Genomic DNA, 13304 nt, shown 5'->3' with positions numbered 1-13304 from the left:
CTCGATCTGTCGGATCGAGAAGGAACATCACCTTGTCATAGCGCAGCGTCAACGAATTCGACAGCTTCCGAACCTCCTTGCGACACATGGCGCCATCGAGGTTCTCGTGATCGGCAAACGGCCGATGACGATCAAACAAGACATGACGACTCCGAACACAGATGGCCCTGGCCACGATGCAAGTCGCGGATCTTGCTCCCCAACGCTGACTTTCGACCAGCATCCCAAGAGGCGACGACTGTCGCATCTCTAACTGGCCTATATGTCGCATCTCTAAAATGCCGCTACAACACAAAGATCACATAAGATAGATTATGGAACTTTCGTATATGCCGGAAAACATGGATTGCGCACTGTTCCTTGCCTTGCCGAGCTTGACCCGGCCTTTGCGGCCTGCTTAGCGTTCCAGCGATCGACACTTCTTTCAAGGCCAGATGTGATGAGCGAATTGCGCGTTCTTTCAGATGCTTTCATTCCGGAACTGCCAAACCGCTACAAAGGCAAAGTTCGCGAAAATTACGATCTGCCCGACGGCAACCGGATCATCATCGCGACGGATCGGCTGAGCGCCTTCGACGTCATCCTGACCTCCATTCCGCACAAGGGTCACGTCTTGACCCAGACCGCGCGCTACTGGTTTGAGGAAACGGCCGACATCTGCCCGAACCATGTGGTCAGCTATCCGGACCCCAATGTCGTCATCGGCAAGCGCCTCGACATCCTGCCGGTCGAGGTCGTCGTGCGCGGCTATCTCGCCGGAACCACGAGCACCTCGATCCTGACGAAATACCGCAACGGCGAACGTCAGATGTACGGCATCACCTTGCCGGACGGCATGCGCGACAACGAAAAGCTGCCACAGCCGATCATTACGCCCACCAGCAAGGCTTTCGACGGCGGTCACGACGAGCCGCTTTCGGCCGAAACCATCCTCGAGCAAGGACTGCTGACGAAAGAACAACTGGATACGGTCTGGCAATATGCGCTGGCTCTGTTTGCCCGCGGCCAGCAGCGCGCCGCCGAGCGCGGCCTGATCCTCGTCGACACCAAGTACGAATTCGGCACCGACGAGAACGGCACGATCATTCTCGCCGATGAGATCCACACACCCGATAGCAGCCGCTACTGGATCGCCGACAGCTATCAGCAGAGCTTCGAACGCGGCGAACGCCCGAAAAGTTTCGACAAGGATTTCGTGCGCGCCTGGGTCACCGCGCGTTGCGATCCCTACAAGGATCCGATCCCGGAAATCCCTGTCGACCTCATCGAGCAGACCTCGGCGGTCTATATCGAGGCTTTCGAGAAGATCACCGGGCAGCGCTTCGTTCCGGATCTTTCCGGCGCCACGGTACTGGAGCGCATCCGCTCCAATCTCGCACCCTATTTTTCCAAATAAATCCGTATATTAGATAGTAATTCTAATCTAATTTACGCGTTATCGGCAGGCGTGGGATCGTCGATGTCGAATTCGAGCCGCATCATGTCGTAGGCCGGCTCGATGTGATCAGGCGTTTCGCCCTGAACCGTGTCGTAATCCAGCGGCACGTGCATATGCGTCAGCACCGCCCGCTTCGGCTGCAGCCTGGTGATCCAGCCGAGCGACTGCACCAGCGACAGATGGCTCGGGTGAAACTTGTACTGCAGCGTATCGATGACCAGGAGATCGAGACCGTCGAGCTTGGCGACGGTTTCGGCAGGAAAATCACTGACATCGCTGCAGTAGGCGAAATCGCCGATACGGAACCCCAGCGAATGGATGTTGCCGTGAAACTGCATTAGCGGCCGAAACGGAATCGGCCCGCCGGCGCCGGTGATCACGACGGGCGATAGATCGTCGGGAATGATTCGTGGCTCGACGATCGGCGGATAACCGCTTCCGGGAGGTGATTGCAGGCAATACCCGAAGCCTTCGCGGATTCGCCCCATGGTATAGGCATCGGCCCAGATCGGCACCCTTCTCCGGTTTTCAATGACGTAGCCGCGCAGATCGTCGATGCCGTGCAAATGGTCCGCATGGGCGTGGGTATAGAGTACCGCATCGATGTGGCGCACCTCTGCTGCAACCATTTGCGCCCGAAAATCCGGCCCGGTGTCGATGACGACCGTCGTCTTGCCGCCATCGGGCGCGGTCTGTTCGACCAGCAGAGCCGCGCGCATGCGCCGGTTCTTTGGGTTCTCAGGATTGCAGGCGCCCCAGTCACCGGTAATGCGCGGGACGCCCGGCGACGAGCCGCAGCCGAGAATGGTGAAGGCGCGCCGGAACGCCATGTCAGATCCTCGGCATCTTGGAGAAGATGCGGAAGGCGTTTTCCGTCGTGATCGTTGCGATCTCCTCGGTGCTCACACCGATCGTTTCAGCGAGCACCGCAGCCGTATGGGCGACATAGGCCGGCTCGTTGCGCTTACCGCGGAACGGCTTCGGCGCGAGATAAGGCGCGTCGGTCTCGACGATCATCCGGTCATGCGGCACGGTTTTGGCGATCTCGCGCAGTTCTTCGGATTTCGGGAAGGTCAGGATGCCCGAAAAGGACACGTAGCCGCCGAGTTCGACGCCGATGCGGGCGAGGTCCGGACCGGAAGAGAAGCAGTGCAGAAGGAAAGGGAAAGCCCCCTTCCCGGTTTCCTCGGTCAGGATCGCCGCCATGTCCTCATCGGCCGAACGGCTGTGAATGACGAGCGGCAGACCGGTCTCGCGCGCTGCGGCGATATGACGGCGCAAGCCCTCGGCCTGGGCATCGCGCGGCGCGTTGTCGTAGAAATAGTCGAGACCCGCCTCGCCGATCGCAACCACCTTCGGATGTGCTGATAGCCGGACAAGATCTTCGGTCGTGATGTCCAGTTCCTCATCCGCATTGTGGGGATGCGTCCCGACGGAACAGAAAACGTTCGGATAGGCTTCGGCGATCGAAAGGACCGTCTCGAACCGCTTCACGCGGGTCGAGATCGTGATCATCTGCTCGACACCGGCCTCGCGCGCCCGCGCCACAATGGCATCGCGTTCCGCCTCGAAGTCGGGGAAATCCAGATGGCAATGCGTATCGATCAGCATGCTCAAAGTGCCTTATTGCGCTTCCGGTGCAACATAGCGCGGGAAGACCGGCTTCGGTGCCTCTAGCGGTGTACCCGAGACAAGGCGTCCCGCCTCGCCGAGTGCTGCGAAGTCGCGCTTGTCTGCCGGAGCGGCGACCAGATCGAGCAGCTTTGCCGACGATTCCGGCATGAAGGGCTGCAAGAGGATGGCGATCTGACGCACGACCTCGGCGGTGACGTAAAGCACGGTCCCCATGCGCGCCGGATCGGTCTTCTTCAGAGCCCACGGCTCCTGGCCGGCGAAATAGCGGTCCGTCTCCGAGACGACGGCGATGATCGCCGCCAGTGCCCGGTGGATCATCTGCTTGCCCATCTCGTCGCGCGTCGTTTCCAACAGTGCGTCGGCGGCCGCCAGCATCGCCTTGTCCTCGTCGGTCAAGGTACCGCAGACCGGGATCTGGCCGTCGCAGTTCTTGACGATCATCGACAGCGAACGGCTCGCCAGATTGCCGATACCATTGGCAAGGTCGGAGTTGATGCGGGTCGCGATCCCCTCCTCGCTGTAGCTGCCGTCCTGACCGAAGGAGACTTCACGCAGGAAGAAATAGCGGATCTGGTCGAGACCAAAATGCTCGACGAGGTTGAACGGATCGACGACGTTGCCGAGCGACTTCGACATCTTCTCGCCCTTGTTGAGCAGGAAGCCGTGGGCGAAGACGCGCTTCGGCAGCGGCAGGCCGGCCGACATCAGGAACGCCGGCCAGTAGACCGCATGGAAGCGGATGATGTCCTTGCCGATTACATGGACGTTCGCCGGCCAGAACTTGGCGCGCGGCCCCTTGGGATCGTCGAGATAGCCAGTGGCAGTGAGATAGTTTGTCAGTGCGTCGACCCAGACATACATCACGTGCGCCGGGTCGTTCGGAACCTTGATGCCCCAGTCGAAGGTCGTGCGCGAAACCGAGAGGTCCTTGAGACCCGATTTCACGAAGGAAATCACTTCATTGCGACGCTCGGCCGGTCCGATGAAATCAGGGTTTTCCTCGTAATGCTTCAGGAGCTTCTCCTGATAGGCGGAGAGGCGGAAGAAGTAGCTCTGCTCCTCGACCCATTCGACCGGCGTTCCCTGCGGCCCATAGCGGACGCCATCGTCGCGCAGTTCGGTCTCGTTCTCCTGGTAGTAGGCTTCGTCGCGTACCGAATACCAGCCGGCGTAGGAATCCTTGTAGAGATCGCCCGCCTCGCCCATGCGGATCCAGATCGCCTGCGACGCCTCGTGGTGGCGCTTTTCGGTCGTGCGGATGAAGTCGTCGTTGGACGCGTTCAGAAGTACCGCCATCTTCTGAAATTCCGCGGAGTTGCGATCGGCCAGTTCCTGCGGCGTCACGCCTTCCTTGCGCGCCGTCTGCTGCATCTTCTGGCCGTGCTCGTCCGTGCCGGTCAGAAAGAACACGTCACGTCCGTCGAGGCGCTGATAGCGCGCCATGGCATCGGTCGCGATCAACTCATAGGCATGGCCGATATGCGGCCGGCCGTTCGGGTAGGAAATCGCGGTGGTGATGTAGAAAGGGGACGTGTCTCTCATAGGCGGATTCGATCTATCTCGGATTAAGCTACGCACGCTCTTAGCGCATACGCTTAAAGGAAGAAACATGCGATCCGTGAAAAGGCCTGCCGGAGAGATCGCCGCCGACGCCGAAAACCTTGCGCAATCCGCACGCGCCGACTGGAACAAAACGGAAACATAAAAGAAGAGGGTGAGTCATGCTGGAGCGACTTGGCAGCCAATTTGAAACCGCCTCTGCCGGCTATGCCGACGCGCACGGGATCGAGCGCGATTCCGATTGGTTCATCCTGAAGATGCAGGAGGAACTTGGGGAGTTGACCCAGGTCTGGAACAAGCTTAGCGGTCGTGGCCGGCGTCACGGAAAATCAACGGAGGAACTCAAGGTCCTGATGGCCGATGAGACCGCTGACCTGCTCGGGCATGTCCTGCTCTTCGCCCACCACCACAAGCTTGACCTGCAGGCGGCAATCGAGCGCAAATGGCGCTTCCAGGCGACGCTATAGCGCCGCCTTCATGTCGTCGAGCAGCGACAGGATGGTTTGCTTGCGGTCGAGATTGTACGCGTCGCTGACCGTCAGGCGCTCGGTCACGGAGGCCGATAGCCACGCGAAGCGCTCGGCACGCATGATGTCTCCCGCAATCGCGGCCTCACGCGCGTCGCGCATGATGCGGTCGCTGGCGAGCGCCTGGAAAAACTCGAAGATCGTTTCGCTGTCCTTGCCCGAGAGCACGTCCGCCAGCTTGTGCATGTCCTTGCGGACCGCCGGGCCCTGCCCTGCGAGGATCCCGTCGAAGGTCGCGGCAATCTCCAGCCCACCATAATTGATCAGCTTCAGCGCTTCGGCGACGCTGCCATTGGCGGCCGCGACGATGCGCTCGGCATTCTCGCCCTCGAGATCGAATCCGAGATGAGCCAGTGCCTGACGGAGAGGAGCGGCGTCGAGCGGCTTCAGCCGCAGCGGCAGGCAGCGCGAGCGGATCGTCGGCAGCAATTTTCCAGGCGCATGCGTCAGCACCAGGAAGAGCGAGCGGCGCGGCGGCTCCTCGAGTATCTTCAGGATGGCATTGGCAGCGTTGCGGTTGAGGTCGTCGGCCGGGTCGATGATGACGATCCGCCAGTTGCCCGTACCGGACGTCTGGCTGAAGAACTTGCCGGCGCGCCGAACCTCGTCGACCGTGATCGCGCCCTTCGCCCTGCCCGTCTTTTCATCGATCGGCCGCGTCAGGTGCAGCAGATTGTGCGAGGCACCCGAGGCAAGCTGCCGCCCGATGGCGGAAGACGGATCGGGATCGGAAAGCGCGGCAGGCGCTTCAGCGGGTTCGGGATGTTTCAGAATGTGGTGCGCAAAGCGGAAGGCGAGCGTCGCCTTGCCGATCCCCTCCGGCCCCTCGATCAGGATCGCGTGGTGTCCCTTGCCGGAGCGGTAGCTCTGCGCCAGGAAGCTTTCCGCCTGTTCGTGGCCGAACAGCCGATTGTTCTCGGCGGGCGCGATGGCGCCATCCAGGACGCCGGCTCTTTCCGCGCTCATGACACGACTTCCTCGGTCGCAGCGTCGGCACCGTTACCGTGCGGCAGCAGGGACTCCACGAGCGAAAGCACCTCGGCGGCGATGGCCTCGACGGGTTGCATCGCGTCGACCACCCGGCATCGCTCGGCATCGCGCCTGGCGATATCGAGAAAGGCCTCCCGCCGTTTTTCGTGGGTCTCCAGTTGCTCCTTCTCGAAACGGTCGGGATTGTCGTCGCCGGCGCGCCGCTGCGCCCGTTCAAGGCCGATGCTGGCCGGCAGATCGAAAATCACGGTCAGATCCGGCACGACGCCATTGATCGCCACGCGCTCGAGGCTTTCGACAAAGCTTTGTTCGAGATTGCCGGTGATCCCTTGATAGACGCGCGAGGAATCCATGAAGCGGTCGCAAAGCACGATCGTGCCCTGTTCGAGCGCCGGGCGGATGACCTCTTCGACGTGGTCGCTGCGGGCCGCGGCAAAGAGAATCGCTTCCATCCTAACCCCGAAGGCCTCCGCCGCCCCCGAAAGCAGCACGTGGCGGACCGCTTCGGCGCCGGGCGATCCCCCAGGCTCGCGCGTCGTCAGCACCTCGTAGCCGCGGGCGCGCAGGGATTCGGCCAGGAGGCGGAGCTGCGTCGACTTGCCGGCACCCTCCCCGCCCTCGAATGTTACGAACAGACCTTTTTTCAGCGACACCATGCTTTCCCATATCGGCATGCGACCCCGGTCATGATGATTGGGTCGAATCGACCCAATCATCATGACCGGTTCTCATAAGTTAGACCGGGATGCGGGCGGAAAACCGCACACGCTTTTCCTCATCCCGCTCCGGCCCTGTTTAGCCGATTGGTCCGCGGTGCGAAACCGTCAGGCGGCGATGAATTGGCAGGAACAGCCTTCGCCGCAGATAGGGCAATTAAATCCAGAAGAACAGCAGCTCCTGCAACGCATCGAGAGCGCGGCTGGTCAACGTGCCCTGCCCCACGGCGCTGGCGGTCTTGACCGGCACTTCGCGCAGCAGTTTCTCGCCATTCCACAATTTGACGACGCCGACCTCCGTTCCAGCCGCCACCGGTGCACGCAAGGGCCACCTGTAGACGATCCGTGCCGTCAGCCGTTCCGGGTTGTCGACTGGTAACAGCACGTCGACGGGACCGCCGGCCACCAGGGGGACGTGAGACGCATCGCCGCCATAGACGGCCGCTTCGCCAATCGCTTCCCCATCGGCAAAAATCCGCTTCTTCTCGAAGGCGGTCATCGCCCAATCGAGCACCCTGCGGCTCTCCTCGATGCGCTCCTTGTCGGTTTCGAGACCGCCCATGGCGAGATAGACCCGGCGGTCGCCGCGCTGCAGCGAGGCGGCCAGGGAGAAACCGAAGCCTTCGGCAAAACCGGTCGCCAGTCCGTCCACGCCGATATTTGCCGAGATCAGCGGGTTCTTGTTGCGTTGCAGGATCTTGTTCCACTCAAACTCCGGCTGCGAATAGAGCCGGTAGAGATCCGGATGGGCCTCATGGAGATGCCGCATGAGCGTTACCAGTTCGCTCATCGTGATCTGGTTGCCGGGATCAGGCAGCCCCGTGGCGTTGCGGAACGTCGCAACCGGCATGCCGAGCTCGCGAGCGCGCGCCGTCATGCGCTCGGCAAAAGCGCCCTCGTTGCCGGTCATGCCCTCGGCAAGGATGATGCAGGCATCATTGGCAAGCTGCACCGCCACGCCCTGCAACAGGTCGGCGACACGGATGCGGGATTTCAATCCGGCAAACATCGTCGAGGTGCCGGCCGGGGCACCACCGGTACGCCAGGCATGCTCGGACACTTCGAAGGTGGTTTCGGCGGAAAGTTCGCCCTTGCCGAGAGCCTCGGCCACGACTTCCATCGTCATCAATTTGGCGAGTGATGCCGGTGGAATCGGCTGGTTTTCGGCACGCGAGAAGAGCACGGTGCCGGTTTCGGCATCGACCAGCAGGATCTGCTTTGCCTTGGTATCGAAGGCAGGCGCCGGCGTCTGCGCAAGTACGGCGCCAGCAAACAACACACCACCGAAAAACACCGCCGAAAACATCTTCATGCGCATGGGAAACTCCCGTTTCCCCTTGGCCATAGCAGCGTGGTCATTTTGGCACAACGCCGCTTACGGTTGTCGGACAGAACCGCTTGCTTTCTGGCGCTTCGCGTAATCGACAATCACCTGGGGGGTAAGCTGCTTCTTGTCTGCCATGATCGCTTCAAACGGCGACTCGGCGTCGCTGACGCGAACTTCGTAATAGGCTGCCGCGTAGGCCGCGTTGCCGTCGGGCATCGGGATGAATTCCGGCCGCTCGCGCGGGATCGGGCCGATCTCCGGGAGCATCACGAACTCATTCAGCGACTGCGGCTGGGCGAACTGCGGCACAGGCGCGGCAAGTGCCGTCACCGGTTCGCCGACGTCGAGCGAAGCCTTTGCGGGAACGGTGAGCGTGCCAAGGCTCTGATTGCGGAACGGCTCGTTCGATGCGACCATCACGCCGGTCGCGATCTGGCCCTCCGGCATCACGCTCGGGCCACGTTCGCCCTTCTGGACATAAGAAGCCATCAGATAGGGCATGTCGTTGCCTTCGAGCGGCGCGCGGCCGACATATTGTACGCGCACCTGCGCGCTGCCCTTGCGCTTGATGTCGAGCATATCGGCGGTCTTCGAGGAGACATCGATGATGCGGCCATATTCATAGGGGCCACGGTCGTTGACGCGCACGATCACCGACGCGCCGTTTTCCATGTTGGTGACGCGCGCATAGCTCGGCAGAGGGAACGTCGGATGGGCGGCCGACAGATGCGCCTTGTCGTAGACCTCGCCGTTGGCAGTCAGCCGGCCGTGAAATGCCGAGCCGTACCAGGAAGCGACACCGGTCTTGTTGTAGCCGAAGTCTTCCTTCGGCTGATACCATTTGCCCTTGACCTGATAGGCCTTGCCGACCTGGTAACGTCCGCCGCCCTTCGGAATATTGTTTCCGTTGGCAACGCGCGGGCTCGCCTTCACACCATAAACGGATTCGGCGAAGTATTCCTTGCTGCGCGACTTGGACTTCTTGATGCTCGACGTGGATCCGCAGGCCGCAAGCGTTACGCACAGCATGGGGACCGCCGCAAGGCGCAGTCCCTTGACGAGATATGCTGCATTTTTACTGGATGTCATCTGTCCCACAACATCGATCGAATAAGCCGTACTCGAAACCTTCCGCTCATGCCCCCAGCGGAAATCTCGGCGTCCCGAAACGGAACAGTCGATCAACCATGACAGCAACAAGGCAAAAATGCGAACTCATCCACAGATCAGCGCCGGATTTCATGCGTTATGGTTTACAGATGGTTACCGGCGCAGCAGGCCTGCGCCCTCAGGCACGGCCACCGAGAAAATCTTTCGGCGATGCATGTTAAATCTTGCAAAGCGACAGGGCTTCGCGCAATAACGCCGTGCCCGGTAGGCCGTTAGCGCCAACTTCAGGCAAGGACAGGTGGCCGAGTGGTTTAAGGCTCTGGTCTTGAAAACCAGCGTACGGGAAACCGTACCGTGGGTTCGAATCCCACCCTGTCCGCCATTCCCACTTGAAAATACGCTGACGCCGGCACCGTTGTCGCAGCACTCACTACAGTGAGCGCCGCTGCTGCAAAGACGTGCCGATCCTCGATATCAGCCACGCCCACACCGATCCCGACACGACAACTCCCGTTCTCCGCCTTTCTGTATCGGGCGCATGACGTAAAACAGTCACAGCTTACACTCAAAGAGCTGTTGAACACGTCAGCGTGATTGCCAGGCTTGCTGGACTCCGGAACGAAAGCGCGGTTCACATCGTTAACCGACCCGTAGTCCCACCCTTGCATCAAAGTGGACGATCACCGTGCTTGCCGCCCTGCTCCTCGCTTCGATAGTCGCATCGCCCAATATGCCTGACGTCAAGCTCAGCGCCGCCACGGTTGACGAACTGCAGACCGATTTCGAATCCGCCGTTCCCTGCCATCAGATCGACGGACGCAAAGTGTGGAAGGGCGCGATTGCGTTCTACATCCAGTCGTTCGTCTATGACGGCGACACTCCTGTCGCGACCGATGCGGCGGACGCCGTGCTTCCCGAAGACAACACCCCCGAGACGGTGAAGGAATTCGAAGACGCCTGCTCGACCACGCAGCCGGCCTAAAGCGCCGTGCGTTCCGATGAACGCACCAAGGTCGCTCTAGCACCCTTGTTTCCGGGGCACCTTTCCGCTGCAGCGGTTCCTTGAACGCGGGATCCCCTGGCCTGCTCCACGACAACGCTCACGAATCGTTCGAATCAAACCCACGGCCTCGCGATGCGCCACGCCGCAGGCCCCATTTCGCACGTATCCATCGCCCAAACCCGCTTTGCTCCCGTAAAAGTGACCGATCGACAGGCGCAGACGCGCCAATTGCCTGAATTCACGGAATTTTAGGCACTTGCAGAACACATATGGAACAGATAGTGTCTGTTCTTGATTTGTTTCACGCCTCTGGAGCGACGTGCCATGCTGACCCGCAAGCAACAGGAATTGCTTCTGTTCATTCACGAACGCATGAAGGAGTCGGGTGTACCGCCGTCATTCGATGAAATGAAGGATGCGCTCGACCTGGCGTCGAAATCCGGCATTCACCGCTTGATCACGGCGCTCGAAGAACGCGGGTTCATTCGCCGTCTGCCGAACCGGGCCCGTGCGCTCGAGGTCATCAAGCTTCCGGAAGCCTACGCATCCAGCCAGCAGCAGCCGCGCCGCGGTTTCTCGCCGAGCGTGATCGAGGGCAGCCTCGGCAAACCGGCTGCACCTCCTCCAGCCGCGCTGCCGAAGCCGGCGCCAATGGCCGAAAATAGTTCGGTTTCCGTGCCGGTGATGGGCCGCATCGCTGCCGGTGTGCCGATCTCGGCCATCCAGAACAACACGCATGACATCACCGTTCCGCTCGACATGATCGGCAACGGTGAGCACTACGCCCTCGAAGTCAAGGGTGACTCGATGATCGAAGCCGGCATCTTCGACGGGGACACGGTGATCATCCGCAATAGCAACACGGCCAATCCCGGCGATATTATCGTGGCGCTCGTCGACGATGAGGAAGCGACGCTGAAGCGCTTCCGGCGCAAGGGCGCATCGATTGCGCTCGAAGCCGCAAATCCCGCCTACGAGACACGGATTTTCGGGCCCGATCGGGTGAAGATCCAGGGCAAGCTCGTCGGACTGATCCGCCGCTACCACTGACCTCCGGACAAAATCTGATGTTTGACAAGGCCTCGCCGCTGTAAGCAGCGGCGAGGCCCTCTGTCTGTTTGCAACGATCTGACGTCACGCCACTTATTCGTGGATCGTGTATTCGCCGAGTTCGCAGAGGTCCTGGGTATCTTCGGTCGTATCGAGGCCAGAGCCTTCTTCGAACTCGAAGCGCATGTCGTACTTGCAGACATCCCGGCCGTCGGCGATGGTGATCTCCATGTCTTCTCCGGGGTTCAGCACCTGCCGGCCGAAAACATCGTCCTCCCACTCGTTGACGCCTACGGGCGACGTGTAAAAGTTCGTCAGCACCCCGCTCGTGTTGTTTTTCAGTTTGAAAACCAGGTCCTCTGCCCGCGCCTCGATAGCGGTCGCAGCAAAGAGGGTGAGTCCCATCAGGACAAGTTTCGCTTTCATATATGCCATTGCCTCCGTTTGATGATGACGGACGCTACCGATGCGGCTGATGCCAGCGGAGTCATCGTTCCCCCTCTACCGATTTCACCGAAGCGATAAGATCCGAACGAGACCTAGAAAACGTGGCTTGCGCGGGCGTGTGGAGGCAAAGCAACAATCATGCAATCGCTCTGCCCTGAGGCAGAACGTCTCTTCACACGAGAATGAGGTGAGAGTTTTTGGAGGCCTCGCCCGGAATTGAACCGGGGTACAAGGATTTGCAGACTTTATCCAGCCATTGAAATCACAGCGGTATTTCGGCGCATGTCGCGTCCATGTCGCGTTCAGGAGAGTAGCGCGCTCGCAGCGTCGGCCAATTCCTTGCCATCGTCGCCGCGCGGAAACAGGTGGCCATAGACGTCCATGGTCATCACGATCGACGAGTGACCGAGTCGTTCCTGCACCACCTTCGCCGGCAATCCGAGGCCGCCATCCTCTTTCCGATTGATCAGCCAACTCGCGAAGAAGTGCCTCAGAGCATGCAGGCCGGTGTACTTGGCGCCGAGAATCGGTTCGCCCTTCTTGTCGACCTCACCGGTATCGACGGTGACGCCAGCCCGGATCATCGCCGGCTGCAGCCCTTTGGACACGAGGTTGGCATGTGAGCGAGAGTTCCCGTCGGGATTGGGGAAGACGAGCCCTTCCTTGTTTCCCTGCTTGAGCTTCAGTTCCTTGAGGGCGTTGATCACGAGTGGAGGCACGGGAATGGTCCTGGTGCCTGCCTCGGACTTCGGAGGGCCGACTTCGCGGAACTGGTCGACGCGTTGTCGAACATTGATCTCGCCGCGCTTTATGTCCACGTCCTGCCAGCGCAGGCCGCGGATCTCCGACGAGCGCATGCCGGTGAATATCGCCGTAAGCAGCAATGGCCTCCAGTGAGGGTCCAGGGCGGCGATTAGCGCCTTGATCTCGTCTCGGCTTGGAATGTCCACTCCGACCTCCAGGCGGCCCTTCTGGCGCTTCTCTGCGCGTCTCTCACGCCCTTTCCTACCGCCGCGCATGTCCCGCACAGGATTGCGTGTCGCCAACCCTCGTTCGTTCGCATCGGCCAAGATGGAACCGAGCGAAGTAATGACCTTCTTTGTCATGGCCGGCGAGCGGCCTTCCTTGCGGAGCCGGTCCTCGAAATCGCGCACGGCCGGCAACGTCAGCTTCGACAAGAGCGTGCCGCCGATCAACGGCTTGATATGGTTCTCGAGGTGGTTCTTGCGCTGGTTGGTCGTCGAGCGTTCCAAGCCCGCACTCTCGCCAGATGCGATCCAGAGCGAGCCGGCTTTCTCCACGGTCACCGTGTCCCGATCCGCAACGTGCGTACCCTCACGAACTTCAACAGAGGCGGTAGCGGCGAAGGCGTCGGCCTGCTTCTTCAGCTTGAATGTCTTCTGGCGCCGAGTGCCCTTAGCGTCGACGTAATCGACAATCCAGGCGGTCTTCTCTTCGCCCTTGGCGGTGGTCCATGTGCGCTTGCGGACAGACATTACAG

The 13304-nt window shown here is 60.8% G+C and carries 13 protein-coding genes and 1 tRNA gene; 5 read left to right on the top strand and 9 right to left on the bottom strand.

Features of this window, described 5'->3' with window-relative positions; genetic code table 11:
• Nucleotides 1-448 precede the first annotated feature (448 nt).
• Nucleotides 449-1396: a phosphoribosylaminoimidazolesuccinocarboxamide synthase gene (locus ACQ5BM_RS33205; RefSeq protein WP_429820341.1), complete on the top strand. Its 948-nt coding sequence runs from the start codon at nucleotides 449-451 to the stop codon at nucleotides 1394-1396.
• A 32-nt stretch (nucleotides 1397-1428) separates the two neighbouring features.
• Here ACQ5BM_RS33205 and ACQ5BM_RS33200 read toward each other — a convergent pair whose 3' ends face one another.
• From ACQ5BM_RS33200 to metG, 3 genes are read right to left on the bottom strand one after another with little or no spacing between them, the layout of a single operon-like run.
• Nucleotides 1429-2268, bottom strand: a complete 840-nt coding sequence (locus ACQ5BM_RS33200) for an MBL fold metallo-hydrolase (protein ID WP_429820325.1) — start codon at nucleotides 2266-2268, stop codon at nucleotides 1429-1431.
• A 1-nt stretch (nucleotide 2269) separates the two neighbouring features.
• Nucleotides 2270-3049: a TatD family hydrolase gene (locus ACQ5BM_RS33195; protein WP_429820323.1), complete on the bottom strand. Its 780-nt coding sequence runs from the start codon at nucleotides 3047-3049 to the stop codon at nucleotides 2270-2272.
• Between the two features lie 12 nt (nucleotides 3050-3061).
• Nucleotides 3062-4615 carry a methionine--tRNA ligase gene (gene metG / locus ACQ5BM_RS33190; RefSeq protein WP_429820321.1) on the bottom strand — a complete coding sequence of 518 codons (1554 nt, stop codon included), beginning with the start codon at nucleotides 4613-4615 and terminating at the stop codon, nucleotides 3062-3064.
• Between the two features lie 179 nt (nucleotides 4616-4794).
• On the opposite strand from metG, the gene ACQ5BM_RS33185 reads away from it, so the two are divergent.
• Nucleotides 4795-5100 carry a pyrophosphatase gene (locus tag ACQ5BM_RS33185; RefSeq protein WP_429820318.1) on the top strand — a complete coding sequence of 102 codons (306 nt, stop codon included), beginning with the start codon at nucleotides 4795-4797 and terminating at the stop codon, nucleotides 5098-5100.
• Here ACQ5BM_RS33185 and ACQ5BM_RS33180 read toward each other — a convergent pair.
• The 4 genes from ACQ5BM_RS33180 to ACQ5BM_RS33165 form a co-directional block, all read right to left on the bottom strand.
• Nucleotides 5095-6126, bottom strand: coding sequence for a DNA polymerase III subunit delta' (locus ACQ5BM_RS33180; RefSeq protein ID WP_429820316.1), 1032 nt, complete (start codon nucleotides 6124-6126; stop codon nucleotides 5095-5097). The two genes, ACQ5BM_RS33185 and ACQ5BM_RS33180, sit on opposite strands and share 6 nt — an antisense overlap.
• Nucleotides 6123-6806, bottom strand: coding sequence for a dTMP kinase (gene tmk, locus ACQ5BM_RS33175; protein WP_429820313.1), 684 nt, complete (start codon nucleotides 6804-6806; stop codon nucleotides 6123-6125). The genes ACQ5BM_RS33180 and tmk overlap by 4 nt, the downstream gene beginning before the upstream one ends.
• Before the next feature lie 217 nt (nucleotides 6807-7023).
• Nucleotides 7024-8184 carry a D-alanyl-D-alanine carboxypeptidase family protein gene (locus tag ACQ5BM_RS33170; RefSeq protein ID WP_429820311.1) on the bottom strand — a complete coding sequence of 387 codons (1161 nt, stop codon included), beginning with the start codon at nucleotides 8182-8184 and terminating at the stop codon, nucleotides 7024-7026.
• 57 nt (nucleotides 8185-8241) lie between these two features.
• Complete coding sequence (locus tag ACQ5BM_RS33165) at nucleotides 8242-9282, bottom strand: septal ring lytic transglycosylase RlpA family protein (protein ID WP_429820309.1); 1041 nt, start codon at nucleotides 9280-9282, stop codon at nucleotides 8242-8244.
• 313 nt (nucleotides 9283-9595) lie between these two features.
• Between ACQ5BM_RS33165 and ACQ5BM_RS33160 the strand changes: the two genes are divergently transcribed.
• The 3 genes from ACQ5BM_RS33160 (at nucleotide 9596) to lexA (ending at nucleotide 11356) form a co-directional block, all read left to right on the top strand.
• A tRNA-Ser gene (locus ACQ5BM_RS33160) sits at nucleotides 9596-9685 on the top strand.
• Between the two features lie 303 nt (nucleotides 9686-9988).
• On the top strand, nucleotides 9989-10285 hold the full coding sequence (locus tag ACQ5BM_RS33155; protein ID WP_429820307.1) for a hypothetical protein: 297 nt from the start codon (nucleotides 9989-9991) through the stop codon (nucleotides 10283-10285).
• 345 nt (nucleotides 10286-10630) lie between these two features.
• Nucleotides 10631-11356, top strand: a complete 726-nt coding sequence (gene lexA / locus ACQ5BM_RS33150; protein WP_429820305.1) for a transcriptional repressor LexA — start codon at nucleotides 10631-10633, stop codon at nucleotides 11354-11356.
• A 93-nt stretch (nucleotides 11357-11449) separates the two neighbouring features.
• On the opposite strand, the gene ACQ5BM_RS33145 is transcribed toward lexA, so the two are convergent.
• Both ACQ5BM_RS33145 and ACQ5BM_RS33140 read right to left on the bottom strand, forming a co-directional pair.
• Nucleotides 11450-11782 (bottom strand): hypothetical protein, encoded by a 333-nt coding sequence (locus ACQ5BM_RS33145; protein WP_429820303.1) that lies wholly within the window; start codon nucleotides 11780-11782, stop codon nucleotides 11450-11452.
• 323 nt (nucleotides 11783-12105) lie between these two features.
• Nucleotides 12106-13299 (bottom strand): tyrosine-type recombinase/integrase, encoded by a 1194-nt coding sequence (locus tag ACQ5BM_RS33140; protein WP_429820301.1) that lies wholly within the window; start codon nucleotides 13297-13299, stop codon nucleotides 12106-12108.
• Nucleotides 13300-13304 lie beyond the last annotated feature (5 nt).

Origin of the sequence: Ensifer sp. B1-9 (assembly GCF_050474445.1) — a bacterium.
GTDB lineage: Bacteria > Pseudomonadota > Alphaproteobacteria > Rhizobiales > Rhizobiaceae > Ensifer.
This window is presented reverse-complemented; position numbering and strand designations above follow the sequence as displayed.

Excerpts from the sequence above, each read along its gene's own strand:
- tmk (WP_429820313.1), bottom strand. The coding sequence starts at position 6,806 with ATGGTGTCGCTGAAAAAAGGTCTGTTCGTAACATTCGAGGGCGGGGAG.
- ACQ5BM_RS33195 (WP_429820323.1), bottom strand. The coding sequence starts at position 3,049 with ATGCTGATCGATACGCATTGCCATCTGGATTTCCCCGACTTCGAGGCG.
- ACQ5BM_RS33180 (WP_429820316.1), bottom strand. The coding sequence starts at position 6,126 with ATGAGCGCGGAAAGAGCCGGCGTCCTGGATGGCGCCATCGCGCCCGCC.
- metG (WP_429820321.1), bottom strand. The coding sequence starts at position 4,615 with ATGAGAGACACGTCCCCTTTCTACATCACCACCGCGATTTCCTACCCG.
- ACQ5BM_RS33145 (WP_429820303.1), bottom strand. The coding sequence starts at position 11,782 with ATGAAAGCGAAACTTGTCCTGATGGGACTCACCCTCTTTGCTGCGACC.
- ACQ5BM_RS33185 (WP_429820318.1), top strand. The coding sequence starts at position 4,795 with ATGCTGGAGCGACTTGGCAGCCAATTTGAAACCGCCTCTGCCGGCTAT.
- ACQ5BM_RS33140 (WP_429820301.1), bottom strand. The coding sequence starts at position 13,299 with ATGTCTGTCCGCAAGCGCACATGGACCACCGCCAAGGGCGAAGAGAAG.
- ACQ5BM_RS33200 (WP_429820325.1), bottom strand. The coding sequence starts at position 2,268 with ATGGCGTTCCGGCGCGCCTTCACCATTCTCGGCTGCGGCTCGTCGCCG.
- lexA (WP_429820305.1), top strand. The coding sequence starts at position 10,631 with ATGCTGACCCGCAAGCAACAGGAATTGCTTCTGTTCATTCACGAACGC.
- ACQ5BM_RS33170 (WP_429820311.1), bottom strand. The coding sequence starts at position 8,184 with ATGCGCATGAAGATGTTTTCGGCGGTGTTTTTCGGTGGTGTGTTGTTT.
- ACQ5BM_RS33165 (WP_429820309.1), bottom strand. The coding sequence starts at position 9,282 with ATGACATCCAGTAAAAATGCAGCATATCTCGTCAAGGGACTGCGCCTT.